Source organism: Micromonospora sp. NPDC005237 (assembly GCF_040607775.1).
Taxonomy (GTDB): domain Bacteria; phylum Actinomycetota; class Actinomycetes; order Mycobacteriales; family Micromonosporaceae; genus Micromonospora.
Genome location: NZ_JBEXHJ010000004.1, coordinates 422,117 through 448,634, shown reverse-complemented (window position 1 = coordinate 448,634; position 26,518 = coordinate 422,117). Strand labels below are relative to the sequence as shown.

Annotated in this window: 21 protein-coding genes and 1 pseudogene; 11 read left to right on the top strand and 11 right to left on the bottom strand. The window is 72.8% G+C overall.

What is annotated here, in order from left to right:
* Positions 1–22 precede the first annotated feature (22 nt).
* On the top strand, positions 23–478 hold the full coding sequence (locus tag ABZT87_RS14540) for a GatB/YqeY domain-containing protein (protein ID WP_355135840.1): 456 nt from the start codon (positions 23–25) through the stop codon (positions 476–478).
* A 77-nt stretch (positions 479–555) separates the two neighbouring features.
* Here ABZT87_RS14540 and ABZT87_RS14535 read toward each other — a convergent pair whose 3' ends face one another.
* Entirely contained in the window at positions 556–2,991 is a 2,436-nt protein-coding gene (locus ABZT87_RS14535; protein WP_354856514.1) for a transglycosylase domain-containing protein, read from the bottom strand.
* A 404-nt stretch (positions 2,992–3,395) separates the two neighbouring features.
* Between ABZT87_RS14535 and ABZT87_RS14530 the strand changes: the two genes are divergently transcribed.
* Entirely contained in the window at positions 3,396–3,716 is a 321-nt protein-coding gene (locus ABZT87_RS14530; protein WP_007466209.1) for a WhiB family transcriptional regulator, read from the top strand.
* 6 nt (positions 3,717–3,722) lie between these two features.
* Here ABZT87_RS14530 and ABZT87_RS14525 read toward each other — a convergent pair whose 3' ends face one another.
* The 3 genes from ABZT87_RS14525 to ABZT87_RS14515 are packed head-to-tail and all read right to left on the bottom strand — an operon-like array spanning position 3,723 to position 6,514.
* A complete protein-coding gene (locus tag ABZT87_RS14525) occupies positions 3,723–4,874 on the bottom strand; it encodes an ArsA-related P-loop ATPase (protein ID WP_355135838.1) in 1,152 nt (383 codons plus the stop codon).
* Between the two features lie 54 nt (positions 4,875–4,928).
* Positions 4,929–5,906 (bottom strand): ArsA-related P-loop ATPase, encoded by a 978-nt coding sequence (locus ABZT87_RS14520; RefSeq protein WP_355135836.1) that lies wholly within the window; start codon positions 5,904–5,906, stop codon positions 4,929–4,931.
* 26 nt (positions 5,907–5,932) lie between these two features.
* Complete coding sequence (locus tag ABZT87_RS14515) at positions 5,933–6,514, bottom strand: hypothetical protein (protein WP_354856551.1); 582 nt, start codon at positions 6,512–6,514, stop codon at positions 5,933–5,935.
* Between the two features lie 754 nt (positions 6,515–7,268).
* Here ABZT87_RS14515 and ABZT87_RS14510 point away from each other — a divergent pair.
* From ABZT87_RS14510 to ABZT87_RS14480, 7 genes and pseudogenes are all read left to right on the top strand, one after another.
* Complete coding sequence (locus ABZT87_RS14510; RefSeq protein ID WP_354856521.1) at positions 7,269–7,754, top strand: hypothetical protein; 486 nt, start codon at positions 7,269–7,271, stop codon at positions 7,752–7,754.
* 43 nt (positions 7,755–7,797) lie between these two features.
* Positions 7,798–7,953 (top strand): DUF4177 domain-containing protein, encoded by a 156-nt coding sequence (locus tag ABZT87_RS14505; RefSeq protein ID WP_007466198.1) that lies wholly within the window; start codon positions 7,798–7,800, stop codon positions 7,951–7,953.
* Positions 7,950–8,411: a RidA family protein gene (locus ABZT87_RS14500; protein ID WP_007466196.1), complete on the top strand. Its 462-nt coding sequence runs from the start codon at positions 7,950–7,952 to the stop codon at positions 8,409–8,411. The genes ABZT87_RS14505 and ABZT87_RS14500 overlap by 4 nt, the downstream gene beginning before the upstream one ends.
* Positions 8,412–8,536: 125 nt before the next feature.
* Positions 8,537–9,373: an MBL fold metallo-hydrolase gene (locus ABZT87_RS14495; protein WP_355135834.1), complete on the top strand. Its 837-nt coding sequence runs from the start codon at positions 8,537–8,539 to the stop codon at positions 9,371–9,373.
* Positions 9,370–12,972 carry an adenylate/guanylate cyclase domain-containing protein gene (locus tag ABZT87_RS14490; protein ID WP_355135832.1) on the top strand — a complete coding sequence of 1,201 codons (3,603 nt, stop codon included), beginning with the start codon at positions 9,370–9,372 and terminating at the stop codon, positions 12,970–12,972. The genes ABZT87_RS14495 and ABZT87_RS14490 overlap by 4 nt, the downstream gene beginning before the upstream one ends.
* A 250-nt stretch (positions 12,973–13,222) precedes the next feature.
* Positions 13,223–13,600: pseudogene (locus ABZT87_RS14485) on the top strand (hypothetical protein); the annotation flags it as partial.
* A 207-nt stretch (positions 13,601–13,807) separates the two neighbouring features.
* The gene (locus ABZT87_RS14480; RefSeq protein ID WP_355135830.1) at positions 13,808–15,352 is read left to right on the top strand and encodes a serine/threonine-protein kinase; all 1,545 of its coding nucleotides are present in this window, start codon (positions 13,808–13,810) and stop codon (positions 15,350–15,352) included.
* Here ABZT87_RS14480 and ABZT87_RS14475 read toward each other — a convergent pair.
* Positions 15,339–15,680, bottom strand: a complete 342-nt coding sequence (locus ABZT87_RS14475; RefSeq protein WP_355135828.1) for a hypothetical protein — start codon at positions 15,678–15,680, stop codon at positions 15,339–15,341. The two genes, ABZT87_RS14480 and ABZT87_RS14475, sit on opposite strands and share 14 nt — an antisense overlap.
* 169 nt (positions 15,681–15,849) lie before the next feature.
* Between ABZT87_RS14475 and ABZT87_RS14470 the strand changes: the two genes are divergently transcribed.
* Together ABZT87_RS14470 and ABZT87_RS14465 are read left to right on the top strand one after the other, a co-directional pair.
* Positions 15,850–16,791 (top strand): transporter substrate-binding domain-containing protein, encoded by a 942-nt coding sequence (locus tag ABZT87_RS14470; protein ID WP_354856532.1) that lies wholly within the window; start codon positions 15,850–15,852, stop codon positions 16,789–16,791.
* Positions 16,788–17,942 (top strand): hypothetical protein, encoded by a 1,155-nt coding sequence (locus ABZT87_RS14465; protein ID WP_355135826.1) that lies wholly within the window; start codon positions 16,788–16,790, stop codon positions 17,940–17,942. The genes ABZT87_RS14470 and ABZT87_RS14465 overlap by 4 nt, the downstream gene beginning before the upstream one ends.
* 2 nt (positions 17,943–17,944) lie before the next feature.
* Here ABZT87_RS14465 and ABZT87_RS14460 read toward each other — a convergent pair whose 3' ends face one another.
* From ABZT87_RS14460 to ABZT87_RS14435, 6 genes are read right to left on the bottom strand one after another with little or no spacing between them, the layout of a single operon-like run.
* Entirely contained in the window at positions 17,945–19,108 is a 1,164-nt protein-coding gene (locus ABZT87_RS14460; protein WP_355135824.1) for an acyl-CoA dehydrogenase, read from the bottom strand.
* Positions 19,105–21,180 carry a biotin carboxylase N-terminal domain-containing protein gene (locus ABZT87_RS14455; RefSeq protein ID WP_355135822.1) on the bottom strand — a complete coding sequence of 692 codons (2,076 nt, stop codon included), beginning with the start codon at positions 21,178–21,180 and terminating at the stop codon, positions 19,105–19,107. Before ABZT87_RS14455 ends, ABZT87_RS14460 begins: the two co-directional genes overlap by 4 nt.
* Positions 21,181–21,191: 11 nt before the next feature.
* Complete coding sequence (locus tag ABZT87_RS14450; RefSeq protein ID WP_355135820.1) at positions 21,192–22,793, bottom strand: carboxyl transferase domain-containing protein; 1,602 nt, start codon at positions 22,791–22,793, stop codon at positions 21,192–21,194.
* Positions 22,790–24,037, bottom strand: coding sequence for an acyl-CoA dehydrogenase family protein (locus tag ABZT87_RS14445; protein ID WP_354856544.1), 1,248 nt, complete (start codon positions 24,035–24,037; stop codon positions 22,790–22,792). Before ABZT87_RS14445 ends, ABZT87_RS14450 begins: the two co-directional genes overlap by 4 nt.
* Positions 24,034–25,710, bottom strand: a complete 1,677-nt coding sequence (locus ABZT87_RS14440; RefSeq protein ID WP_355135818.1) for an acyclic terpene utilization AtuA family protein — start codon at positions 25,708–25,710, stop codon at positions 24,034–24,036. Before ABZT87_RS14440 ends, ABZT87_RS14445 begins: the two co-directional genes overlap by 4 nt.
* Positions 25,707–26,504: a TIGR03084 family metal-binding protein gene (locus ABZT87_RS14435; RefSeq protein ID WP_355135816.1), complete on the bottom strand. Its 798-nt coding sequence runs from the start codon at positions 26,502–26,504 to the stop codon at positions 25,707–25,709. The genes ABZT87_RS14440 and ABZT87_RS14435 overlap by 4 nt, the downstream gene beginning before the upstream one ends.
* Positions 26,505–26,518: the final 14 nt, after the last annotated feature.

The window sequence follows — 26,518 nt, the reverse complement described above, 5'->3', positions numbered from 1 at the left end:
GTTCAGGGTAGTTTGACCGTCCATGAGCACGCTGAAGGACCGCCTCACCGCCGACATGCGTTCCGCCCTCAAGGCGCGCGACGAGTTGACCACCTCCACGCTGCGGATGGCCCTGGCCGCCGTCGGCACCGCCGAGGTGGCCGGCAAGGCCAAGCGCGAGCTCACCGACGACGAGGTGCTCGCGGTGTTGACCAAGGAGGCCAAGAAGCGCCGGGAGGCGGCCACCGCCTTCGCCGACGCGGGCCGCACCGAGCAGGCCGCGAAGGAGACCGCCGAGGGTGAGGTGCTGGACCGCTACCTGCCCAGGCAGCTCTCCGACGCCGAGCTGACGGAGCTGGTCGCGGGGGCGCTCGCCGCGGGCGGCTTCACCGGCAAGACCCAGATGGGCCCGGCCATGAAGGCGGCCCAGGCCGCGGTGGCCGGCCAGGCCGAGGGCGGTCGGGTCGCCGCCGAGGTACGCCGACAGCTCGGCCTCTGATCTGCCGGTTCGGACCGACGAAAACGGGCGGGCACCCGCAGTGGGTGCCCGCCCGTTCGTGTGTCCTGCTCGTCGGCTCAGCCGTTCGGGCGGCCGCCGGGTCGACCGGGCGTGCCACCGGGAGGTGCCGGCTTGTTGCCGTCCGGCGGGGTGCCGCCACCGCTGCTGATCTGGATGGTGACGGGGCCGCCCTTGATGGTGCGCCCGTCCGGGTTGGTGCCGGCGGCGGTGCCCGCCGGGCAGGGGGACGCGACCTTCGCCTCGGAGACGATCGGCTCGAAGCCCGCGCCCTTGATCCGGGACTTGGCGGTCTCCACCGGCTGGCACTTCACGTCCGGGATGCTGCGCTGGTCACCCTCGGAGATCTTCTGGCCCGGGGGCTCGAAGTTGATCCGCGGCTTGCCCTTCATGGCGTCCCGCAGCGTCTCGTACACCGGCGGGTTGATGCCGTCCTTCTCGGCGTGCTTCATCTTGACGTTGGTCTGCGGCCAGTCCGGGTCGGCCATGATGCCGGCCACCGCGTACTGCTTGGTCATCGCGACCAGCGCGGCGGTCTTCTCGGAGTCGGTGGTGCCGGACTTGCCGGCCACCGGCGCGTCGACGATGCCCTTCACGACCGCGGCGGTGCGGCTGCTGCCGCACTTGCTGGTCTTGGAGTTGTCGCCGACCGGGCAGCGGGCGGCGTCCACGGCGGCGCGGGCCACGTCGGTGCTGAACCGCTTCTCGCAGCGCGGGTTGGCGATGTCGAGCTTCTTGCCCTCCGGGTCGCGGATCTCCTGCACCGGGATCGGCTCGCAGTATTTGCCGTCCGCCGCGAGGGTCGCGTACGCGTTGGCCAGGTCCAGCGGCGTGGTGGAGGAGACGCCCAGGGTGAAGGCGCCCCACTGGTGGGCCGAGTCCTTGGTGGCGGCGAACTTGGCGTCGTTGCTGGCCCGGAACTGGATGCCGGCCCGCTTGGCGACGTCGACCACGTTCTCGGCGCCGACCTGCTGCTGCAGCGGCACGAAGTAGGTGTTGATCGACTGGGCGAAGGCGCTCCACATGTTCTGCACGCCGCCGGCCTTCTTGCCGGAGTTGGTCGGGCAGTAGAAGTGGGTGCCGGGGCAGGCCGCCGGGCTGCTGCTGTCGATGATGTATTCCGACTTGAACTGCTGCGGCGCGTTGAACGAATAACTGAGTGGGATGCCCTTCTCCAGCGCGGCGACGATGGTGAAGATCTTGAACGTCGAGCCGGCCTGGTAGCCGGCGATGCCGTCGCCGCCGGTGAGCAGCGGGTTGACCGTCGCCGGGTAGTTGCCCTTGATGCCGCGCCTGCTCTTCGCCGGGTCGCTGGAGATCTTGTTCTTCGGGTTCTTCGGATCGTCCAGCTTGAACTGCCGGTTGACCGCGAGCGCCCGCACCCGGCCGGTCCCCGGCTCCACCACGGCGACCATGGCGGCTTCCTTGCTGGTCTCCTTCTTGGCCCGGCGAACCGCCGCGTCCGCGCCCTTCTGTGCCTGGACGTCGATCGAGGTCACGACGGTGTAGCCGCCGCTCTTCAGTCGCCGCTCACGGTCGTACGAGGTCGAACCGAACGTCTCCTGCTGCATCCACCAGCGGTAGAAGTAGTCGCAGAAGAAGCCCCAGCTGTTGACGTTGGTGGCGACGCAGCCGTTCGGGGTGCGCTTGTCCTGCACCTTCAGCTTGACCGCCTTGGCGGCGTCGGCCTCCTGCTGGGTGATGGCCTTGGTGTCGACCATGTTCTGGATGACGTAGTTACGCCGGTCCAGCGCCAGCGGGTAGCCGCTCTTGGTGGTCGGGTCGTTGGTCGTCGGGGCCTTCACCATGCCGGCCAGCAGCGCGGCTTCCTCGATCTTCAGCTTGCTCGGCGGCTTGCCGAAGTAGACCTGGCTGGCGGCGTAGATGCCGTACGCGCCGTTGCCGAACGAGGCGAGGTTGAGGTAGCGGGTCAGGATCTCGTCCTTGGAGAACTCCTTGTCGACCTGCAGGGCCAGCCGCATCTCACGCAGCTTGCGGGCGCTGGTGTCCTCGGTCGCGGCGACCACGTCGGCCGGATGCGTGGCCGAGTAGGCGATGGCCAGCCGGACGTACTGCATGGTCAGCGTCGACGCGCCCTGACGCCCGGCGCCGTCGCTCTGGTTGTTGACGAACGCGCGGGCGACACCGTTGATGTCGACGCCGTTGTGCTTGTAGAAGTCGTGGTCCTCGGCCGCGATGATGGCCTTGACCATGTACGGCGAGATGTCGGCGAGCTTCACGTCGCGGCGGTTCTCGTCGTACATCGTCGCCAGCGGCGTCTTGCCGTCCGACGCCAGCAGGTAGCTGATCTGTGGCGCGCGGGCCACCGTCAGCTCCGTCGGCAGGTTGCCGAATGTCTCTGCGCCGGCCTTGGCGGCCAGGCCGGACATCGCCACCGCGGGGAAGGCCGCCGCAGCGACCACCACGCCAGCCAACAGGCCACATATGAGCAGCGATGCGGCGTTGGTCAGCACATTGTGGTCACGTTTCCGCATCCAGGTCACCTCGGCATGGTACGCGAGTAGGGAACGAGGGGCGCTGGGGCGTTGTTTCCCCATTTCCTGCGTGCGCTGCCCTCGTTGTGCTAAACGCATGACCCCCCGTACGAGGTTGCGTGTGACCTGGCGCGAGTCTCCACCGTTCGGCGGAGGCTCCGCAGCGTTTTCGCCGACCTCGGCGGGGTAACCGGCGGTCGAGAGCCCGGGAAGCCGGGAGTGTCCGGAATGATGGATTTCGCCGACAACGTTGCGTAATCAGCCGACTACAGAGCATGATGATGGCGGCGACAGCGCCACATGTCGTCCGCACCGCCTTGGGGAAGGCGGCCGGGCGACCGGGGGGAAATTGCCGGCTGCCGTGCAACGAGGTCGGTAGGTACTGCAAGGGGGGACGTGTACACATGGGCATGATCACTGACTGGCCGTCGCTGGCGGCGTGTCAGAACGGGGACCCGGACGCGTTGTTCGTACAGGGCGCCGAACAGAACGTGGCGAAGCGGATCTGCCGGAGCTGCCCAGTTCGGTACGAGTGCCTGGCCGACGCGCTGGACAACCGGATCGAGTTCGGTGTGTGGGGCGGTATGACCGAACGCGAACGCCGGGCGTTGCTGCGTCGGCACCCACAGGTGACGAGCTGGCGCAAGATGTTCGAGGCAGCGATGAAGAAGAACAGCAAGGACAAGGCTGGCAAGGACAAGATCCTCGTCAGCGCGGCCACCTGACGCCGGTCACGACCGGCCGATCGCCGCGCCGATCGTCCGCAGCCCGTCGACGTCGTGCACGTCGGCGGGCTGCGCCGTCACCGACACCGCCGGCACCGCCGGGAACGCCTCGGTGAACCGCGCGGCCACCTGCTGCTCGCGTACCGCCTGACGGGCCAGCGCGGCGTGCGCCCGCAGCACGTCGGCGGTGGCCTCGTGCCCACCCAGCTCGGCCAGCCGCTCCGCGGCGGCCCCACTCTGCTCGGCGTCCAGCTCCGGGACCACCGGTCGGTGCACCCGGTTGAGCACCAGGCCGGCCAGCGGCATCTTCTCCTCCCGCAGCCGGCCCGCGAAGTAGGCGGCCTCCCGGACCGCGTCCGGCTCCGGCGCCGCGACCAGCAGGAAGGCCGTCTCCCGCGCCTGCAGGATGCGGTACGTCTGCTCGGCCCGCTGCCGAAAGCCCCCGAACATCGAGTCGAGCGCGGCCACGAAGCCGGACAGATCGGTGAGCAACTGCGCGCCGAGCACCTTCTGCACCACCTTCGAGAACATCCCGAACGAGGCCGTGACCAGGCTGAACATGCTCCGTCCGCCGCTGCGCGCCGGCGCCAGCAGCAGACGCAGCATCCGGCCGTCGAGGAAGCGGGACAGCCGGGCCGGCGCGTCCAGGAAATCCAGCGCCGAGCGGGACGGCGGAGTGTCCACCACGATCAGGTCCCACTCGCCCCGGGCATGCAGCTGGCCCAGCTTCTCCATCGCCATGTATTCCTGCGTGCCGGCGAACGTCGAGCTCATCGCCTGGTAGAACGGGTTCGCGAAGATCTCCGCGGCCTTCGCCGGGTCGGTGTGCTGGAGCACCACGTCGTCGAAGGTGCGCTTCATGTCCAGCATCATGGCGTGCAGCTCACCGCCGCTGGCCTCGACGTCGATGCCCTTGACCTGACGGGGTGTGTTGTCCAGCTCGGTCAGGCCTAGTGACTGAGCCAGCCGGCGGGCCGGGTCGATGGTGAGCACCACCGTGCGCCGGCCATGGTGCTCGGCGGCCCGCAGCGCCAGCGCCGCGGCCGTGGTCGTCTTACCCACCCCGCCGGCACCGCAGCACACGACGATCCGCACGCCCGGGTCGGCGAGGATCTGGTCGACGTCCAGCTGCGGCGCCGCGTCTTCGGAAGGCACCAATCGAGCGTATCGGGCCGCGTCGGTCCATGCGCCCGTGCCGAGCTCAGGTGTGAGTCAATCGGCGCTGACGAGGGCGCGGGCCAGTGCCGTGAGGGCCGCCCGGTCCACCCCGTCGGGCAGCAACGGCAGCTCGACCATCGGCAGCCCCAACTCCACCAGGTCGGCGCGGAGCGAATCCTCCAGTTCGCGTCGGATGAGCTGGTCTCGCGCCTCGTCGTGCAACCCGGCCACGATGTCCTGATCGGCCGGCAGCCCGGCGGCGACCAGGCCGCGCCGGAGTTCCGCGGCGGTGACCGCCGGGCCGGCCGGCAGCGGAGGTCGGGCGCCGTTGACGATCACCTTCCCGATACCGAAGCCGAGCGAGGTCAGGTCGGCGATGGCGTCCACCGTCTCCTGCACCGGCATCTCCTCCAGCAGCGTGACCACGTGCACGGCGGTCATCGGGGAGCGCAACAGCGCGGACACCCCCTCGCTCTGGGTCTTGATCGGGCCGACCTTGGCGAGCCGCGCCGTCTCGGCCGTGACGTTGAGGAAGCGGCCGATCCGACCGGTGGGCGGCGCGTCCAGCACCACCGCGTCGTACGCGCGCCGCTGCCCCGACGTCCGGGTGGTGGCCTCCTTCACCTTGCCGGTGAGCAGCACGTCACGCAGACCCGGGGCGATGGTCGTGGCGAAGTCGATGGCGCCGAGCTTGCGCAGGGCCCGGCCCGCCGCGCCCAGCTTGTAGAACATGTCGAGGTACTCGAGCAACGCCTCCTCGGCGTCCACCGCGAGCGCGCGCACCTCACCGCCGTCCGGCGTGTCGGCGAGGTGCCGCTCCTCGTACGGCAGCGGTTCGATGCCGAAGAGCTGGGCGATGCCCTGCCGGCCCTCCACCTCCACCAGCAGGGTGCGCCGGCCACCGGCGGCCAGCGCCAGGGCCAGCGCCGCCGCCACGCTGGTCTTGCCGGTGCCGCCCTTGCCGGTCACCACGTGGAGGCGGGCCGACCATCCGGTACCGGCCGGGTCGGACGGCCGCTCAGCTGCACGCACCCGTCGAGCCTATCCAGGCTTGCCGGTCAGGCGACCTCGCAGACCCACCAACCCGTCTTCTGCACCACAGTGAAGCGCAGGTCCTGGTCGGCCACCTTCTCGTCGGCGGTGGTCATGGTGATGCGGGTGGAGACGGTGGCCCGGTCGCCGGTCTGGTTGTCGACCTTCGGGGTGGTCCACTTGAACCGGGGGTTCTGGTACTCGGACGCGTACTTCTGCACCTCGGCCACCTTCGCCGCGATCTTCTTGTCGTCGCGGGAGGCGGCGCAGACGTGACTGGCGGCCTTGGTCGCGTCCCGGTCCTTGTAGACGGCGGTGAGGAACTCGTCGACGGCGACCGCCGGCTCCTTCGCGCCCTCGCCGGATTCGGCGTTGCGCAGGGTCAGGAACGCCACGACGCCGCCGCCCACGCAGAGCACCATGATCACGACCAGCGCGATGGCGGCGATCAGCAGGCCGCGCTTCTTCTTCGGCTCGACGGTGCCCTGGTACGGCGGGTAGCCGGGCGGGGGTGGCGGGATCGCACCCGGGGCCCCGGGGGACTGCGGCGTGCCGGCCGGGTCGTCGGTCTGCGGGACGCCAGCGGGCGGGCCGGGCTGGGTCGGCACGCCCGGCTGCGCGGGGAGCGCCCCCGGCGCGGGCTGCCCGGGATGAGCGGGCTGCCCGGGAAGGGCGAGCTGGCCTGGCTGGGCGGACGGGCCCGCAGCGGCGAACGGGCCCGCAGGTGCGGCCGGGCCGGGAAGTGCGGGCTGGGCGGCCGGGCCGGGTTGGGTGGCGGTCGGCGAGCCGGGACGCTCCTGGACGGTCGCCCCGTCGGACTCCCTCAAGGGGGCGGTCGGGTCGGGTTGCCCGGAGATCGGCTGGCCGGAAGGCGCCGGATCGGACTGGCCGGAGGCCGTCGGGCCGGGCTGTCCGGGGATGGTCGGCGTCTCGGGCTGACCGGCGGAATCCGGGGGCGCCGACGGAAGAGCGCGCGGGCCGGCCTGGTCGCCGCTGGGCGGTTGGGTCATCTCGTTCCCCCGGGGGTGCGGCGCCCGGCCGCCACCCCTGGCGCCGAGCGAGATCGAGCGGGCGGCCGGGCGCTGTGCGACCGTCCGACCGGAAGGGTAGCGGCCAGCCGCCGGTTCGGTGTCGCCCCTACCGCGCGGTGCTTGGCATCGCGCGCACGTCCAGACCGTGAGATCACTCGCAGTCGGGATTCCTGCCCGACATCTGTCGCATATGTGACTGCCGGTGACTGATCGTGCGCGTCCTGTTGGCGGGACTGTCGCCGTGGACCTACCTTCGTCCGGTGCGGGGGCCGGAACGGATGAATGGTCCGGGCCGGAAGCGTGGTCCGAGAGGTACGACCGGAGGCAGTTCATGCGCGATGCGGACAACATCCCTCGCACCCAGTTCCCGACGAACGAGCGGCAACGCCGGCCCGGGTCCGTGGGAGAGGTGGCCGGCGGGCCGTTCGGCAGCCTGCCCATCAACGAGCGGTCGTACCGTCGGGTTCCGGAGCCCCCGGAGGTGATCCGGGGGTCGAGCCGGCCCGGCGAGCGGCTGCGGGACGACGACGAGCCCGGGTTCGTCATCCACCTGCCGATCCGGGTGCCCGACCTGGCCTCGGCGACCCTGCTGGCCGGTCGAGTCGCCGAGTCGCTGGGCTTCCTACCGGAGCTGGACGCCGGCGAGACCACCGTGTCCAACGCCGACGACCAGAACAACCGCCACCGGGTCTTCTGCGACCTGCTGCTGCCCGACCGGTCGCGCTGCCCCCAGGGGTACGAGCACCAGGGGCCCTGTGGAGAACTGCCGGCCACGCCGGAGCAGCGTCCCGCGCCTCGTCCGGCCAGCGGACCGTAGGCTGTGCCCGACGAAGTCCGCACCACGAGGGAGCCCTCCAGCGATGCAGAAGTGGGAATACTCCACGGTCCCTCTGCTGGTCCACGCGACCAAGCAGATCCTCGACAACTGGGGTGAGGACGGGTGGGAACTCGTCGCCGTGGTCCCCGGCCCCAATCCCGACCAGCTGGTGGCGTACCTGAAGCGGCCCAAGGCATGAGCAACGGCCCCCACGCGAAGCTCGCCGAGCTGGGCCTCGAACTGCCCGACGTGGTGCCGCCGGTGGCCAGCTACGTGCCGGCCGTGCAGTCCGGGCAGCACGTGTACGTCTCCGGCCAGCTGCCGATCGCCGAGGGCAAGCTGCTGGCGACCGGCAAGGTCGGCGCCGGCATCTCCGCCGAGCAGGCCAAGGACCTGGCCCAGCGGTGTGCGCTCAACGCGCTGGCGGCCGTCGACTCGCTGGTCGGCCTGGAGAACGTGGTCAAGGTGGTCAAGCTGACCGGGTTCGTGGCTTCGGCCCCCGGCTTCATCGGCCAGCCCGCCGTGATCAACGGCGCCTCCGACCTGTTCGGCACCGTCTTCGGCGAGGCCGGCCGCCACGCCCGCAGCGCCGTCGGGGTCGCCGAGCTGCCCCTGGACGCCCCGGTGGAGATCGAACTGATCGTCGAGGTCGCCTGACCGCACCGCCACCGTCCCGCGATCGTGCGCCGTCGCGCCCGGAGGAAAGCCCTGAACAGGGATGAATCAGGGGCTGGACCTGCATGATCGCGGGCCGTGGCGGGCGGGGTCGTACGATCGCAGCCATGAGCGGGCACGTGACGGGGGCAACTGCGGCGCTGGCCGACAGGCTGCCGAGCTGGGTGACACTGCTGCGCGCGCCGAACCCCGGCCCGATGACCCTCGACGGCACCAACACCTGGCTGCTGCGCGCGGCACCGGGTGAACCGGCGGTGGTCGTCGACCCCGGGCCGGCCGACGAGGGGCACCTGGCGGCGATCGCCGCGCACGGCCCGATCGCGCTGATCCTGATCACGCATGGCCACCCCGACCACACCGAGGGCTCCGCCCGGCTCAGCGAACTGCTCGGCGGGGTGCACGTCCTGGCCGCCGACCCGGCGCACACGATCGGCGGCGAGCCGCTGACCGAGCCGGGCGAGCACCTCGGCGGCTTCGGGCTGGAGATCCACCTGCTGAACACCCCCGGACACACCGCCGACTCGGTCTGCTTCTTGGTCGAGCACGGCGAGGAGCGGGTCGTGTTCACCGGCGACACCATCCTCGGCCGCGGCACCACCGTGGTGGCCCACCCGGACGGGCACCTCGGCGACTACCTGAGCAGCCTGGAGCTGCTGTCCGCGTACACCGGAATTCCGGCGCTGCCCGGGCACGGCCCGGCGCTGGCCGACTGCGCCGCCGCCGCCACCTTCTACCTTGCCCACCGCCGGGCCCGCCTCGACCAGGTCCGGGCGGCGGTCGCCGCCGGCGCGCGGACACCGGCGGACGTGGTCGCGGCGGTCTACGCCGACGTGGACCGCTCGCTCTGGTGGGCCGCGGAATGGTCGGTCCGTGCCCAGTTGGAGTATCTGGGCGTCGACACCGGGGAATCCGCGCCGGGGGTCAGTGGGTTGGAGCACATGTGACCTGCCCGGTGTGCGGAACTGTCGCTGTCCCCGGCGCACGGTTCTGCCACAACTGCGGTGCCGCGCTGCCGGCCGCCGCCACGTTGCCGGCGGCCGAGCGTCGGGTCGTCACAGTGCTCTTCGGTGACCTCTCCGAATTCACCTCCTGGTCGGAGGACCTCGACCCGGAGCGGGTCGGAGCGGTCACCGACCGGGTGCTCGCCTCCCTCGCGGGGGCGGTGAAGACGTTCGGTGGGCACGTCGACAAGCTGACCGGCGACGGGATCATGGCGGTCTTCGGGGCGCCGGTGGCACACGAGGACGACGCCGAACGGGCCGTCCGGGCCGCTTTGTCCATGCAGCGGGCCGTGCGCCGGGTGCTCGACGATGAGCGCGGTGGCGGTGCGCCGCTCGGCCTGCGGGTCGGTCTGAACACCGGCGACGTCATCGCCGGCATCCAGGCGGCCATCGAATACACGGTCATCGGCGACACGGTGAACACCGCCGCCCGGCTGGCCGACGCCGCCGCGGTCGGCGCGGTCTACGCCGGCGGACGGACCGCCGCCGCGACCCGGCACGTCGCCTCCTGGCGGGCGCTGCGCCCGCTGCGGCTCAAGGGCAAGCGCGAGCCGGTCGAGGCGTACGAGCTGCTGGGCCTGCTGGACGCGCCGGGCACCCGGTCGGGTCTCGGCGACGAGGCGCCCTACGTGGGCCGGGAGACCGAGATCGGCCGGGTCGCCGGCCGACTCGCCGAGGTGATCGACCAGGGTGACCCGCGGGTGCTGCTGATGACCGCCGAGGCGGGCATCGGCAAGTCCCGGTTCGCCGCCGAGGTCGAGCGCCTCGCCGCCGGGTACGACGTGGGCGCCGGCCGGTACGCCGCGCACACCGGCGCCCGGGTGCTCTCGGTGCGGTGCGCCGCCTTCGGTGAGCGGCGCAGGCTCGCGCCGTTGGCCGACCTGGTCCGTGCCGCGGTCGGTCTGCCCGGTGACGCGGCAACCGCGCTGACCCGGCCGGCCGTGGAGGAGCGGCTGCGGCGGCTCGGTCAGCGGCTCGCCCGCTCCGCCGGCGAGACGCCCGCGATCGCCACCGACCAACTGCTCACCCTGCTCGGGTACGCCGAACTGCCCGTGCACGGCGGCACCGACAACGGCGAGTGGGGCAGCACGACCGCCTCGCCCGCCGATGCCGAGGCGGTGCCGAACGCCGTCGCCGACCTGCTCAGCGGGCTCGCCTCGGAGGCGCCCCTGGTGATCGTGGTGGACGACCTGCACGACGCCACCCCCGAGACCATCCGCGCTCTCGGGGGGACCCTCTCCCGACTCACCGGCCCGGTGCTCGTGCTGCTGCTCGGCCGCCCCGAGCTGGTCCGCACCGCCGGTGCGCTGACCCGCGTCGCGGACGCCGAGGTGCACTCCCTGCCGCCGCTGCGGGGCGCCGACGCCGCCCGGCTGCTCACCAGCTACCTCGGCGGCGGGAAGCTGCCACCGGCCGACGCGGACCGGCTGCTCGCCACCGCCCAGGGCAACCCGTTCTACCTCGCGGAGCTGGTCACCCTGCTGATCGAACGCGGCGCGCTGACCGCCGAGTGGCCCGCGTCCGGTGACCGTGACCCGAGCACGCCGGCCGGCTGGCGCCTCGTACCCGGTTCCCTGGGCAGCCGGCTGCTCTCCCGGGACCTCGCGGCCGTCCTGGCCGCCCGGATCGACGCGCTGCCACCGGACGCCCGTTCCGTCCTGCGGGACGCGGCGGTGGTCGGTGACACGGTGCCGACCGGCGCGCTGGAGGCGCTGCGCGAGCAGCGAGCCGGCCGCGACGGGAGGCCCTCGGCGGTGGTCGCCGTGGAGTTCGACCGGGCCGTCGAGGAGCTGCTGCAACGCCGCATGCTGCACCGCACCCGCGCCGGCTACGCGTTCGCCACCCCGCTCATGCGGGAGGCCGCGTACGCCGGGGTGAGCAAGGCGGAACTGGCCGAGCGGCACGCCGCGCTGGCCCGCTGGGCGGTGCCCGTCGACGGGGTCACGACCGGCGGGGTGGGCGGCTTCACCGAGGAGGCACGCGACGACTTCGTCGCCATGCACGTCCAGCGGGCCGCCACGCTCGCCGACGCGGTGAAACTGCGACCGGACGCGCCGGCCCGCGCCGTGGTCCCGCTCGGGGTCGCCGCGTTCGGCCGGGCCGCCCGCCGGTCGCTGTCCGCCGGGGAGCCCGCGCTCGCCGTCGAGTACGCCGAACGCGCCAGCGAGCTGGCCCGCGACGGGATACCGGCGACCGACCGGGTGGTGCACGCCCGTGCGCTGCTGCAGATCGGCCGGGTCGCCGACGCGCTCGCCTTCGCCGAGAAGATCGCCGCCAACGCGGGGGACGAAGCCACCCGTGCCAGCGCCCTGCTGCTCGCCGGGCAGGCCCAGCAGACCCTCGGCGACCAGGGTCGGGCGGAGGCCGCCTGGCAGGAGGCGTTGCAGGTGGCCACGGCCGGCGGGCTGCCCACGCTGCGCGCGTCCGCCATGCGTCGGCTCGGCATGGGCGACTTCGTGGCCGGTCGGCTCAGCCAGGCGAGCAGCCGGTTGGCTGCCGCCTACCAGGTCAGCCTCAGCGCACAGGATCGGCGTGGGCAGGCCTGGTCGCTGCAGAACCTGGCCTGGGTGACCACGACCCGGGGTGACTTCGCCGGTACCGATGCCGTCCTCGGCCGGGCCGCCCGGCTCTTCGCCGAACTGAAGGACCCGTACGGGCGGGCCTGGCTGCGGGGCACCACCGCGTTCGCCCGGCTGCTCGCCGGTCGGCTGCGGGAGGCGTGCCGGATGGCGCAGGTCTTCCTGCCCTTCGGCGAGCGGGTCGGCGAGGCGTGGGCGGTGGGCACGCTGCGCGCGGTCGCGGCGTTCGCCACCGCCGAGTTGGGCGAGCTGGCCGAGGCGGACCGGGAGGCCCGCCGGGCGTACCGCGAGTTCGCCGCCGCGTCCGACGACTGGGGGCGCGGGTTCGCGCTGGTCGTCCGGGCCGTCGTGGCCCGTGGGCTGGGCGAGCCGGAGCACGCGGCCGACCTGCTCACCGACGCCCTGGCGTACGCCGACCAGACCTCACACCCGCTGCTCACCGGAATGGCCGGCACGCTGCGCGGCTTCGTGGCGCTGGACATGGGCGACCACGAGACCGCCGAGCAGGCCGCCCGAGCGGTGCTGACGGCCGTCGAACCGCACAACCCGCAGGCGCCGGCGCAGGTCGCGCCCCGGGTGCTGCTGGCCACCGCCCGGCTGGCCGCCGGTGACCCGGCGACGGCGGTCGGGTTGCTCGCCCCGGTGGCGACGGCTGCCGCCAACGCGCCCTCCCTGCTCTTCTCCCGCCGCCAGACCATGGCCCGGTACGCGTCGGCGCTGCTCGCCCACGGTCAGCGGGAGCAGGCGCTGGACTGGGCCCGACGGGCGGTCACCGCGCCCGCCGAGGACGTGCGCAGTCAGGTGATCGCGGCGAGCGTGCTCGCCGAGGCGCTGGCGGCCTGCGGCCACGCGGCGGAGGCGCGGTCCTGCGCCGACGAGGCGGTCCGCCTCGCGTACGCCACCGAACAACGCAGCGAACGAGCAGCAGCCGAAGCCCTCCAAACCCGCCTAACCCTCCCCTGACCCCTCCCCCGCCCCGGGTCCCCGCCCGGGGTCCCCCCGCCCGTTGATCATGAAGTTATTGCGCCGACACGCCGATATCGGTGGCAATAACTTCATGATCGCCGCGGTGGGTGGCGGGTGGGGTGGGAGTGGGGTGGGGTGGGGCGGTTTTGGCGGTTCTGGGGATGTGGTGGTCGGGGTGAGGGGCTAGCGTGTCACCACCGTGCGGTGGTCCACAGTGGCGACCGTCGCCGTGCCTGGGGAGGCCCTCATGAAGCTGCCGCGTTCCGTCGCGGGGTGGACCATCGCGGTCTTCGGCGTACTGGCGCTGGTGATGGGCGCGGTCGGGTTGCTCTGGCCGGAGGCGCAGCTGCGCCTGCTCGGGTTCGAGGTGCCGGCGACGCGTGGCGCCGGCGACTACACCGGCACGTTCCTGCTGGCGTCCTCGATGGCGTCGTTCAACATGGGCGTCTACTACCTGCTCGCGACGGTCACCGAGTGGCGGGCGTTCTACCGGTTCACGGTGGTCTTCCGGCTGGTCACCTTCACCGTGTTCAGCATCGCCGTGCTGGCCGACATCGCCCCGGACCGGTTCTTCGGCGTGGCCGCCTGGGAGGGGTTGGGCGCGGCGGCCACCGCGGTCGGATTGCGGATGGACGCTCGCCGGGGCACGCCGGCCGCCGCCGACACCGCTGCCGACACCGCTGCCGTGTCTCCCGCCCCTGCCGCTCCCGCCGCCTCCACGTCGGCCGATGTCGACGTGCCGGGAGGCGCCGGAGAGGCGCCCGGCGCGGCCGGTGCCGCTCCGGCGGACGCGGCGCGCTGAGCCGCCGGCCGGGTTGGGTATTTTCGAGCGGTGACCGACACCCCGACCGGTGGCTTGCCGGTGCCGATCGTGCCCGGTCTGACTGATTTGCGGGTCTTTGCCCGAGGCGGCTACGCCACTGTCTACCAGGCCACCCAGATCTCGGTCGGCCGAGAGGTCGCCGTCAAGGTCGAGAACCGCACGCTGGACAGCGAGCGCGACCAGGCCCGTTTCCTGCGCGAGGCGCGGGCCGCCGGGCGGATGTCGTCGCACCCGCACGTGGTGGACCTCTTCGACGTCGGCGTCACCGTCGACCAGCACCCATACCTGATCATGGAACTCTGTGACGGGTCGTACGCCGAGCGGATGCGCAGCTCGCCGCTCGGCCCGGTGGAGGCCCGCGATCTCGGCATCAAGATCGCGGATGCGTTGGCGCACTCGCACGGGGCCGGTGTGCTGCACCGGGACGTGAAGCCCGCGAACATCCTCTACTCGCACTTCAACTCGGCGGTGCTGGCCGACTTCGGGCTGGCCGTGCTGGCCGAGGCGCGCGACGCCTCGGTCACCCTGGAGGTGCTCACCCCGGCGTACGCACCGCCGGAGATGTTCAGCCACAGCCCGCCGTCGCCGGCCGTCGACGTGTACGCGCTCTGCGCCACCCTCTACGCGGTGATGCACGGCCGGCCGCCCCGCTGGCAGTCCGAGCGCAACCCCAGCCTGGTGACCGTGCTGGAGATGTTCAACCAGCCACTTCCCGGCCTCGCGGGCGTACCGGACGAGCTCATCGACGTGCTGCGCCTCGGCATGGCCAACGACCCGGCCGAGCGACCGTCCGCCCTCGAACTGCACGACCTGCTCGCCAACCTGCCGTTCGGCTCGCCGGCCGCCCCGGTGAGCGGCGTCCCGACCAGCGGCTCCCCGGTCAGCGGTGCCCCGGTCAGTGGCTCTCCGGTCAGTGGTGGCCCGAGCCGGTCCGGCCTGTACGGCACCGGTCAGCCAGTGCCGCGCCCCCCGGTCGAGGGCTCCCGCCCCAGCGTCCCCGGCGGCCGGCGCTGGCGGCGGCGCTGGTTCCTCGGCGGCGCCGGAGTGCTGGCGCTCGCCGCCTCGGCCACCACCGGGGCCTGGCTGGCGAGCAGTGGTTCGCCGCCCGACCCGTCACCGTCGGTGACCCAGGTCGCGGCACCGGCGACCGGGCCGCTGCCCGGCTGCGCGTCCGGCGCCGGGGCACCGACCGCGCTGCCCAGCGGTGCCCGTTGCCTGCCCGAGCTGGAGTGCTTCGGCCCGGTGCGCATCCGCGGCGCCCGCGCCGAGGCGGCCCGGGTCCCCTGCGACGGCCGGCACACCTGGGAGACGTACGCCGAGGGCATCCTGCCGGTGCCGCTCGTCGGCGCGGCCTACGACGAGGTGATCGCCGCCGAGCCGGTACGGCAGGTGTGCAGCGCCACGACGTTCCGACTGACCACGAAGATCGCCGAGCCGGTCGGCTGGCACCTGGAGGTGTTGCCGCCGGTGGACGGCAACGTCGACCGGATCTACCGGTGCCTGGCGGGGCGGGGCGTCGACGCGCTCACCGCGCCCACGCTCACCGGTCGCTGAACCCGCCGCGCGCCCGTCCCCGGTCACGCACCGCACGCAACGCGTCCCGGCTGTCCAGGGCGTCGAGCGTGTCCGCGTCGATCCCGTACGGCATCAACTCCGGCGGCGCGGTGGCGTGCGGTTGGTCCGCCGGCTCTGGTTCGGCGCGCTGGCGGGCGGCGGACACGGCGACCGCGGTGACCATGGCCAGCAGCACGCAGAGCAGCGCGAGAACGACACCGAGAAGGTCCTGCCGGCGCAGAACGACCAGCAGGGCCAGCAGCGCGACGGCGCCCGGCGCCGCGACCGCCGCCACCATCCGCGCATCGATCCTGGACAGTCGACTCACTCCTCCAGCATGTCGTGACCGGGCCCGCTGTCAACCGGAGACGCGATCCGCCGCGCCGATCGGCGTTGATCGAACGGACCAGCCGACCCGACCGGTCGGCGTGCACACGCAGTGGACCCAGCTCGCTACTCTCGGTGTTCCGCAGGCTGCTCCGTCAGCGAGGTCGCCCATGAACGTCCACAGTTCCCAGTCCCGGCTCCGCTCGGTCGCGACGACGCTGGCGGTTGCCCTGACCCTCACCCTCTCCGCCGCCGCCGGCTGCGACAGCCGCAAGGAGCCGGACCTGCCGTCGGTGCAGGAGAAGCTGCGCGAGTCGCACATCTACGGGCAGTCGAAGCTGCGCATCGGTGTCGCCACCAACGAGCCGTTGATGGGCGACCTCCGCAACGGCCAGCACGTCGGCTTCGACGTCGAGATCGGTAGGTACATCGCCGCCTCCCTCGGCTACGAGGGCGACCAGCAGTTGGAGTTCGTGTCGGCGGCCACCGAGGACCGGATCCCGTATCTGCAGGGCGGCACCGTCGACCTGGTGGTGTCCAGCTTCTCGATGACCGAGGAGCGCAAGAAGCTGGTCAGCTTCGCCGGGCCGTACTTCGTCACCACCCAGGAGGTGCTGGTGCCGGTCCGGCTGAAGGACAAGATCCGCACCATTGAGGACCTGCGCGACCCGGCCTACAAGGTCTGCACCACCGGCGGTTCCACCACGGAGGGCGAGCTGGAGAAGCGCCAGGTCAAGGCGTTGGTGGTGAAGGACGTCTGGGATTGCGTGACAGGCATCCGCGCCGGCCGGTACGACGTGGTCAGCTCGGACGAGACGATCCTCGCGGGCTTCCTGGCCACGTACCCGAAGGAGTTCGAGATCGTCGACCTGCCCTTCGGCACGAGCGAGCTGTTGGGCATCGGCGTGCCGATCGGCGATCCGGCGCTGCGTGACCTGGTCGCCTTCTTCCTGCAGAAGAGCTACCAGCAGGGCCGCAACGGGCAGGCCAGCCCGTGGCTGACGGCGTACAACCGGACCCTGGGCCCGTGGCTGCGCGTCGAGAAGACTCAGCCGCAACCCCTTGAGGTTCCGAAGCTGGTCGACTTCGACGACAAGGCGCCCCGGCGGTGAGCACGGTGCCGACCGCCACCGGTGACGCGAGCGCCGGCGGCGGGGTGCCGCCGCCCCGGCCTTCCGTGCCGACCGACCACGTCGAGGTGGACGCCGTTGGGTGGCCGACCGGGGTGCCGCGGGCCGAACCCGCCGTGCCGGTCGCCGACGTCGAGCAGGTGCCGGTGCGGTGGGAACCGGCGGAGCGGCGGGCGCGGGCCAGCCAGTCGTTCTGGACGGCGGTCGTGGGCGTACCGGCGATCTTCTCGGTGCTCCGGCTCGGCGTGGAGGCGGGTGGGGAACTCCAGACCACGCTGCTGCTGGTCGCCAACGTCGGTCCGGTCAACCTGCTCGCCGGGTTCCTGACCACGGCGGCCCGGCTGCTCTCCACCGGACTGGTCGCCGTCTTCGCGCTCGGCGCGGTGCTGGCCGTGAGCGTGGAACGACTGCCGCCCGGCACCCGTCGCCGCCCGCTCTTCGCGCGCTGGGCGGACCTCACCCCGGCCTGGGTGGTGCTGGCGAGCTTCCTGCTCGCCCTGCTCACCTGGCCGCTGCTCTACCTGCCGCTGCTGCTGCCGGCGTTCGCCGCCGCGTTCCAGCTCCGTCCGGACCGGCTGCACGAGTGGGTCGTACCCCGGTTGTCGGCGATCGCCGCGTTCTTCGCCGGGTACGGCTGGCTGCTGCTGCCGACGTTGCGCGACGCGGGTGGGCAGGGTGAGCTGCTGGTGCTGGCACTTCTCGTGGTGCCGCCGGTGTTGGCGCTCTTCATCGCCGGGCCGCTACCCGGCGTGGTGATCCGACCGCTGGCGTCGCTGACCGAGGTGGCAGTGCTGGCCATGCTGGTCTGGGCCGCGCTGCCGGTGATCAGCACACCGGTGCTCCCGCTCACCGTCACCACTGTGGGCGCCGAGAACGGCCCGACCGAAGACGTACGGGGGCACGTGGTGACCACCGACGACGTCAACATGGTGATCCTGCAGGAACGGGGTGGAGTCCGGTACGTGCCGGTGGGCCTCGTCCGCGCGCAGGTGCTCTGCCCGAGCGAGGAGGAGTTGCCCCGGCACCGGCTGCGGATCCACGACTTCCACATCGAGGATTCGCTGCTGGAGGGGATGGGCCGCCGCGTCCGCCCGGTGCACCGCATCGACGCCGCCTGCCGCGCCCCCGGCTGAGGTCAGTACGACTTCTCCTGACCGAGGACGTGTTGGGCGACGAAGTTCAGGATCATCTCCCGGCTGACCGGGGCGATCCGGCCGGCCCGGACCGCGCCGAGCAGGGTGGCCACCCCGTACTCGGTGGTCATGCCCGCCCCGCCGAGGGCCTGCACGGCGGTGTCCACGGCGAGCGCGGCGGCCTCCCCGGCCGCGTACTTGGCCATGTTGCCGGCCACCCCGGCCTCCAGGTCACGACCGGCGTCGTACAGGGTGGCGGCCTTCTGGATCATCAGCCGGGCCAGCTCCACCTGCACCGCCGCGTGGGCGAGCGGATGCGACACCCCCTGATGCGAGCCGATGCTCCGGCCACCCCACACCTTGCGGGTGGCGGTGTACTCGCTGGCCCGCTCGATGGCGTACCGCCCGGTGCCGGCGCCCATCGCGGCGACGGTGATCCGCTCCGGGTTGAGCCCGGCGAAGAGCGCCGGCAGCCCGGCGTCCAGGGATTCGCCGACCAGCGCGTCGGCGGGCACCCGCACGTCGTCGAGGTAGAGCAGGAACTGGTTCTCCGGAGAGACGATCTCCATGTCCAGCTTGGACCGGGTCAGCCCGGCCGCGTCGGTCGGCACCAGGAACAGCGCCGGCTTCAACTTGCCGGTGGAGGAATCCTCGGTCCGGGCCACCACCAGGACGTGCCCGGCCTCGTCGACCCCGGAGATGTAGCACTTGCGGCCGTTGAGCAGCCAGTCGTCGCCGTCGCGGCGGGCCACCGTGCCGAGCCGGTGGAAGTTGGAACCGGCCTCCGGCTCGGTGATCGCGAAGACGATCTTCTGCGAGCCGTCGGCGAGGCCGGGTAGGTGCCGCTTGCGCTGCTCCTCGGTGCCGTGCCGGTTGATGACGGTGGCCGCGATGGCGGGGGAGACCACGAGCAGCAGCAGCGGGCAGCCGGCCGCCGCCAACTCCTCGCAGACGATGGCCAGCTCGGTGATGCCGCCGCCCCCGCCGCCGTACTCGGTGGGGATGTTGACCCCCAGATAGCCGAGCCGTCCGGCCTCGGCCCACAACTCGGTGGTGTGCTCACCGGCCTTCGCCTTCTCGACGAAGTAGCCGTGGCCGTACCGGCGGCCCAGCGCCCGCACGGCGTCGCGCAGCTGGTCCTGCTCGGGGGTGAAGTCGAAGGTCATCGGGAGTCCTCCTCGGGGTTCGACGGCTCCAGGTCGCCGCTTGCGGGGGAGCCGTCGATGACGGCCAGGACGGTGCCGGTGCGCACCTGACCGCCGGCCGGCACCGGCAGCTCGGTGACCACGCCGTCGGTCGGGGCCAGCACGGGATGTTCCAGCTTCATCGCTTCCAGCGTGAGCAGTTGATCGCCGGCCGTGACCCGCTGGCCGACCTGGACGTGCACCCGGGTCACCGCGCCGGGCAACGGCGCGAGCAGCGACCCGGCCGCCACCGCCGCCGTGGGCAGCGGGAGACGCGGCAGCTCGACGAGGCTCGCCGCCCCGTCCGGGCCGTCCACGAAGACCTCCGACCCCACCCGGTGTACGCGGTACGCCTGCCGAACCCCGTCGACGTCGAGCACCACCCGGTCGGGGGTCGCCTCGACCAGCGCCATGGTCGGCGCGTTCGCCGATTCGGAGGCGTCGGTGACCTTCGGCCGCTCGGCGGAGTCATCGCCTGGCAACGTGCTGGACCAGTCGGCGAGCGCGCCGGTCCGGTCCAGGTGGTAGCGGATCTCGATCTCGTCGCCGTTCGACCCGACGAAGCGGGTGGTCTGGGAGACCGCGGGCACGTTGCGCCAGCCCGAGGGGAGTCCGGCGAGGACGGGCGCGTCCGTCCGACGCTGCGCGGCACCGGCCAGCGCCGCCGCGAGCGCGGTGACCGGGAGTCGGTCGGCGGGGAGCAGCGGCGCGAAGACCTCCGGGTGCCGGTCCAGGAATCCGGTGTCGATCTCGCCGGCCGCGAACTCCGGGCTGCGCAGCACCCGGACCAGCAGATCGCGGTTGGTCGCCACCCCGTGCAGCTCGGCCCGCGCCAGCCCGCCCGCCAGCGCGCGGGCCGCCTCCGACCTGGTCGGCGCCACCGCGATCAACTTGGCGAGCAGCGAGTCGTAGTGCACACCCACCACCGAGCCCGCCACCACGCCGGAGTCGAGCCGCAGGCCCGCCCGCTGGAGCCAGCCGAACTCGCGGTCCACGCCGGGCACGTCGAAGCGGTGCAGGGTGCCGGTGGCGGGCCGCCAGCCCTGCGCCGGCTCCTCGGCGCAGAGCCGTACCTCGATCGCGTAGCCGCGCGTGGCGGGGTAGTGGTGCTGCTCGGGCAGCGGGGCGCCCTCGGCCACCAACAACTGCATCCGGACCAGGTCCAGCCCGACCGGGGTGATCAACTCGGTGACCGGGTGCTCCACCTGGAGCCGGGTGTTCATTTCGAGGAAGAAGAATTCGCCGGTCGGCGCCAGCAGGAACTCGACCGTGCCGGCCCCCACGTAGTCGACAGCCCGTCCGGCAGCCACGGCGGTCTCGTGCAGCCGCTCCCGCAGCCCCGGCGGGAGATCCCCGGGCGCCTCCTCGATGATCTTCTGGTGCCGGCGCTGGATCGAGCACTCCCGGACACCGAGGGCGGCCACCGTCCCGTGGGTGTCGCCGAAGATCTGCACCTCGACGTGCCGGCCGCGCTCGACGTACCGCTCGATGAAGACCGTGCCGTCGCCGAACGCGGCAGCCGCCTCGCGGCGCGCGGAGGCCACGGCCTCGGGCAGCTCGGCGGCGGCCCGGACGATCCGCATGCCCCGCCCGCCACCACCCGCGGACGCCTTCACCAGCACCGGGAAGCCCGTGACCTCGTCGGCGTCGGTCCAGCTCGGCAGCATCGGCACACCCGCGTCGGCGAGCAGCGCCTTCGCCGCCAGCTTGTCGCCCATCGCGGCGATCACCTTGGCCGGCGGCCCGACCCAGGTCAGCCCGGCGTCGGTCACCGCCGCCGCGAATTCAGCGTTCTCGGCGAGGAAGCCGTAGCCGGGGTGGACGGCGTCCGCGCCGCTGCGCCGGGCCGCGTCCAGGATGAGGTCCACCCGCAGGTACGTCTCGGCCGGCGTGTTTCCGGGCAGCCGCACCGCCTGGTCGGCCTCGGCGACGAACGGCGCGTCGGCGTCCGCGTCGGAGTGCACGGCGACGGTCTGCACACCCATCGCGCGGCAGGTGGCGAAGACCCGGCGGGCGATCTCGCCCCGGTTGGCCACGAGCAGTCTGTTGATCATGAGTGGCCCCTCTACATCCGGAAGACGCCGAAACCGTCGGCGCCCTTCACCGGTCCGTTGTGGATCGCCGAGAGGCAGAGCCCCAGCACGGTACGGGTGTCCCGGGGGTCGATCACCCCGTCGTCGTAGAGCCGGCCGGAGAGGAAGAGCGCGCCGGACTGCGACTCGATCTGCTGCTCGACCATCATCCGCATCGCCGTGTCGGACTCCTCGTCGAAGGAGCGCCCCCGGGCGGCGGCGGCCTGCCGGGCCACGATGGACAGCACCCCGGCGAGCTGCGCCGGGCCCATCACCGCCGACTTGGCGTTCGGCCAGGTGAACAGGAACCTCGGCTCGTACGCCCGCCCGCACATGCCGTAGTTGCCGGCCCCGTACGAGGCGCCCAGGTTCACCGTCAGGTGCGGCACCGTCGAGTTCGACACCGCGTTGATCATCAACGCGCCGTGCTTGATGATGCCGCGCTGCTCGTACTCGGTGCCGACCATGTAGCCGGTGGTGTTCTGCAGGAAGATCAGCGGGGTGTCCGAGGCGTTCGCGAGCTGGATGAACTGAGCCGCCTTCTGTGCCTCCGCGCTGAACAGCACCCCCCGGGCGTTCGCCAGCACCCCCACCGGATACCCGTGCAGCTCGCCCCAGCCGGTGACCAGCGCGTCCCCGTACGCCGGCTTGAACTCGTCGAAGTCGCTGCCGTCCAGGATCCGGGCCAGTACCTCGCGCGGGTCGAACGGCACCTTCAGATCGGAGCTGACGATGCCGAGCAGCTCCTCCGGGTCGTACTTCGGCGGCTGCGGCACGGCCGTGCGCGGCGACGGGCCCTGCTTGCGCCAGTTGAGCCGGCGGACGCACTGCCGGGCCAGCCGGATGCCGTCGCGCTCGTCGGCGGCCAGGTAGTCGGCGAGCCCGGACGTGCCGGCGTGCATCGCCGCGCCACCCAGCGACTCGTCGTCGGTGACCTCGCCGGTCGCCATCTTCACCAGCGGCGGCCCGGCCAGGTAGACCTGCGACCGGTCCCGAATCATGATCACGTGGTCGGACATCCCCGGCACGTACGCGCCACCGGCCGTGGCGTTGCCGAAGACCACGCTGACCGTGGGGATGCCCGCGGCCGAGAGCCGCGTCAGGTCCCGGAACACCCGGCCACCCGGGATGAAGATCTCCGCCTGGGTGGGCAGGTCCGCCCCGGCCGACTCGACCAGATTGACCATCGGCAGCCGGTTGGCCAGGGCGATCTCACCGGCCCGCCGGGTCTTCGCGAGCGACCACGGGTTGACCGCGCCGCCGCGTACCGTCGGGTCGTTGGCGACGATCAGGCACTCGACGCCCTCGACCACGCCGATACCCGTGACCACGCTGGCCCCGACCGGGAAATCCGTGCCGTACGCGGCGACCGGCGACAGCTCCAGAAACGGGCTGTCGGCGTCCACCAGCAGCTCGATCCGCTCCCGGGGGAGCAGCTTGCCGCGCTTGTGGTGCCGGGACACGTACTTCTCGCCGCCGCCCGCCCGGGCCTGGTCCAGCGCGGCGTCCAGCTCGGCCAGTCGCTCCAGCAACGCCGCCCGGTTCGCCACGTGCCCCGGTGCGGCCGGATCGATCGCGCTGTCCAGGATCGTCATAGGCCCATGCCCTTCGCGATGATCTCGTTCATGATCTCGGTGGTGCCGCCGCCGATGCCGAGGATCCGGGCATCGCGGTAGTGCCGCTCCACCTCGGCGTCGCGCAGGTAGCCGAAGCCGCCGTGCAGTTGCAACGCCTGGTCGACGACCTGGTCACAGGCGGCCACCGCGACGTTCTTGGCCATCGCCACCTCGGTCACCACCGGCTCGCCGGCGACTGCTCCAGGTCGCGGCGCGGCGTCAGACGCGCCGAGCTGGAGTGGTCGAGCCACCCGGATGGCCACCTCGTGCACGTACGACCGGGCCGCCTCGGCGCGGGTGTGCATCTCGGCCAGCCGGTGCCGGACCAGCTGTCGGCTGGCCAGCGGACGCCCGAAGGTCTCCCGGTCCCGGCACCAGCGCACCGCCAGCTCGACGCAGCGCTGCGCGGTCGCGTACGCCTGGGTCGCCAGCGACAGTCGCTCGGCGGCGAAGTGCTGCATGATCGCCAGGAAGCCGGTGTTCTCCGCGCCGATCCGGTTGGCCACCGGCACCCGCACGTCGACGAAGGACAGCTCCGCCGTGTCCGAGCAGTGCCAGCCCAGCTTCTCCAGTCGGCGCCCCACCGTGAACCCGGGCGACCCCTTGTCGATGACGAGCAGGGTCAGTTCACCGCTGCCGGGGAAATCGGTGCACACCGCGGTGGTCACGAAGTCGGCCCGGTGCCCGCTGGTGATGTAGGTCTTCGACCCGTTCACCACGTAGTGGTCGCCGTCGCGGCGGGCGGTGGTGCGGATGCCGGCCACGTCGGAGCCGCCGTCCGGCTCGGTGATCGCCAGCGCGCCGATCATCGTGCCGGCCAGGGTGGGCCGGACGTACCGCTCGATGAGGCCGTCGTCGGCGGGCGACGGGCTGCCGCCGAGCCGGCCGCCCAGCGACCCGCCGGTGCGGGCGCCGGCCGCGGCGACCATGTGCGGCAACGCGATGCCGTGCGTGAACAGGGCCGCGACCAGACCGGACGAGCCGCCCGAGCGGATCAGCTCCTCCGTCACGATGATCGAGTCGAGCAGGTCACCGCCGCTGCCGCCCACCGACTCGGGAAAGCCGATGCCGAGCAGGCCGAGCTTCGCGGCGGTCGCGTGCAGGGCCCGGGGGACCTCGCCGGCCCGCTCCCAGTCGTCCAGGTGCGGCAGCACCTCCCGGGTCACGAAGGCCCGGGTCAACTCGCGCAGCTGCCGCCGTTCGGGGGTGTCCACGATGCTCATCGCGCCATCCCCGTCGGCACATCGGCGGGCAGGTCGACGATCCGGGCGCGCAGCAGCTCACCGAGCGCCTTGGCCTGCGGATCGAACCGGGTGGACGCGGCGACCCCGGCCCCGAGCAGGCCCTCGATCACGAAGTTGACCGCGCGCAGGTTCGGCAGCTCGTAGCGCCGCACCGACAGCGACGCCGTCTCCGGCAGCAGCTCGGCCAGCCGCTCGACGGTCAACCAGGCGCGCAGCCACGCGTACCCGGCGTCGCTGCGGGCCCAGACACCGAGGTTGGCGTCGCCGCCCTTGTCGCCCGAGCGCGCGCCGACCAGCTCGCCGAGCGCCCCGCGCCGGGTCGGGCCGTCGACCGCCGCGTCGCCGCCCGGTACGGTCTCGTCGTCCGCGGTGGGGACGGTGCGGAACGGCGGGGCGATCGGCACCCGCTCACCGCCGGGCAGGACCGCGACGTGCGCGACCTCGTCCTGCGGCACGGTGTCGGCGGTGAAGACGCCGTACGGTGTCGCGTCGCCCGGGAGGGTGGTCAGCGTGCAGCCCGGGTAGGAGGCCAGCGCCAGCTCCACCGCGGCGGCTGAGAAGGCCCGCCCGGCCCGCGCCTTGTCACTGTCGCGCAGGTGTACGTGCAGCAGGGCGCTGGCCACCTCGGTGTCGGCGGCGTCCGGGTGGTCGGTGCGGGCCAGCGTGACTTCCAGCCCGTCCTTGCCCACCGCCTCCTCGATCTGCCCCCGTACCAGGGCCGCCTTCGCCTCGATGTCCAGCCCACAGAGGACGAACGTCATCGAGTTCCGGAAGCCGCCGAGGTTGTTGACGCCCACCTTGAGCGTTGCCGGGGGCGGGGTGCCCCGGACGCCGGAGACCCGGACCCGGTCCGGCCCGTCGGGGCGCAGCGTCACGGAGTCCAGCCGGGTGACCACGTCCGGCCCCAGGTAGGCCGGCCCGCCGATCTCGTAGAGCAGCTGGGCGGTGACGGTCTCCACGGTGACCGCGCCGCCGGTGCCCGGATGCTTGGTGACCACGGATGAGCCGTCGGAGTGCACCTCGGCGATCGGGAAGCCGGGGCGGTGGCCGCCGTCGGGCAGTTCGGTGAAGAAGCTGAAGTTGCCGCCGGTGACCTGCGCGCCGCACTCCAGGAGGTGCCCGGCGACGGTCGCCCCGGCCAGCTCGTCGAGGTCGTCGCGGCCCCACCCGTATCGGGCGATGGCCGGGCCGACCACCAATGACGCGTCGGTGACCCGGCCGGTGACCACCACGTTGGCACCGGCGTCGAGGCAGGCGGCGATCCCGAACGCGCCCAGGTAGGCGTTCGCGGTGAGCGCGTCGGGCCGCTGGAGCGCGTCGCCCTCGACGTACCCCACCTGGGCCGACAGGCCCAGACGGCCGGCGAGCGCCTCGATGGCGGCGGCCAGGCCGGCCGGATTCAACCCGCCGGCGTTGGTCACGATCCGCACCCCCCGGTCGAGGGCTGTGCCCAGGCACGTCTCCAGCTGGCGCAGGAACGTCTTCGCGTAGCCGAGGTCGGGGTCGCGCAGCCGGTCCCGACCGAGGATCAGCATGGTCAGCTCGGCCAGGTAGTCACCGGTCAGCACGTCCAGTTCGCCGCCGTCGAGCATCTCCCGCCAGGCGGTGAACCGGTCGCCGTAGAAGCCGGAGGCGTTGCCGATGCGGATCACGCCCGTACTCCGTTTTCGCTGGCCGGTGCCCGGCCGGCCCCCGGCGGCCCGGCGAAGGCCTGCGCCACGTCGAGCCACTCGTCGGCGATCGGGCCGGTGGCCACCAGGGCGAGGTCCGCGCGGTGGCGGCGTTGGGTGACCAGGAGGCAGAAGTCCCGGGCCGGGCCGCTCAGCCGGTCGGCGGCGTCCGCCGGACCCCAGGTCCACATGTCACCGCCGGGCCCGACCAGCTCGACCCGGACCGGCGCCGCCGGTGCCGGCCGGCCGTGGGCGGCGAAGCCGTGCCCGAGAGTACGCACGCCCAGGTGCGCCACGTGCCGGAGCCGGTCGCTGTCGGGGCGGACGACGCTGAGGGCGTCGGCCACGTCCTCGCCGTGTGCCCAGGTCTCCATCATCCGGGCCGTCGCCATCGAGGTGGCCGACATCCGGGTGCCGTACCAGGGCAGCTTCTCGCCGGCCGGGACGGCGGCCAGGGCGTCGGCGAGTGCCGCCCGCCCGGCGCGCCAGCGGGCGAGCAAGTCGACGGGCGGGGCGAGGAATCCATCGGCACCCGCGTCCACCAGCCGCGTCACGTCCGGAGCGCCGGTCACCGTCGCGTAGAACGCCTCGGTATCGGTGGCGGCCAGCAGCGCCACGTGGTCGGTCCAGGCGAGGTGGGCGATCTGGTGCCCGATGCTCCAGCCGGCCGCCGGGGTCGGGCGGGCCCAGTCGGCTGCCGGCAGCGGCGCCACCAGCGCGTCCAGGTCAGCGGACTCGTCGGCCAGATCCGCGAGCAGGTCACTGAGGTCGACCATGGTGCCTCCGGTCG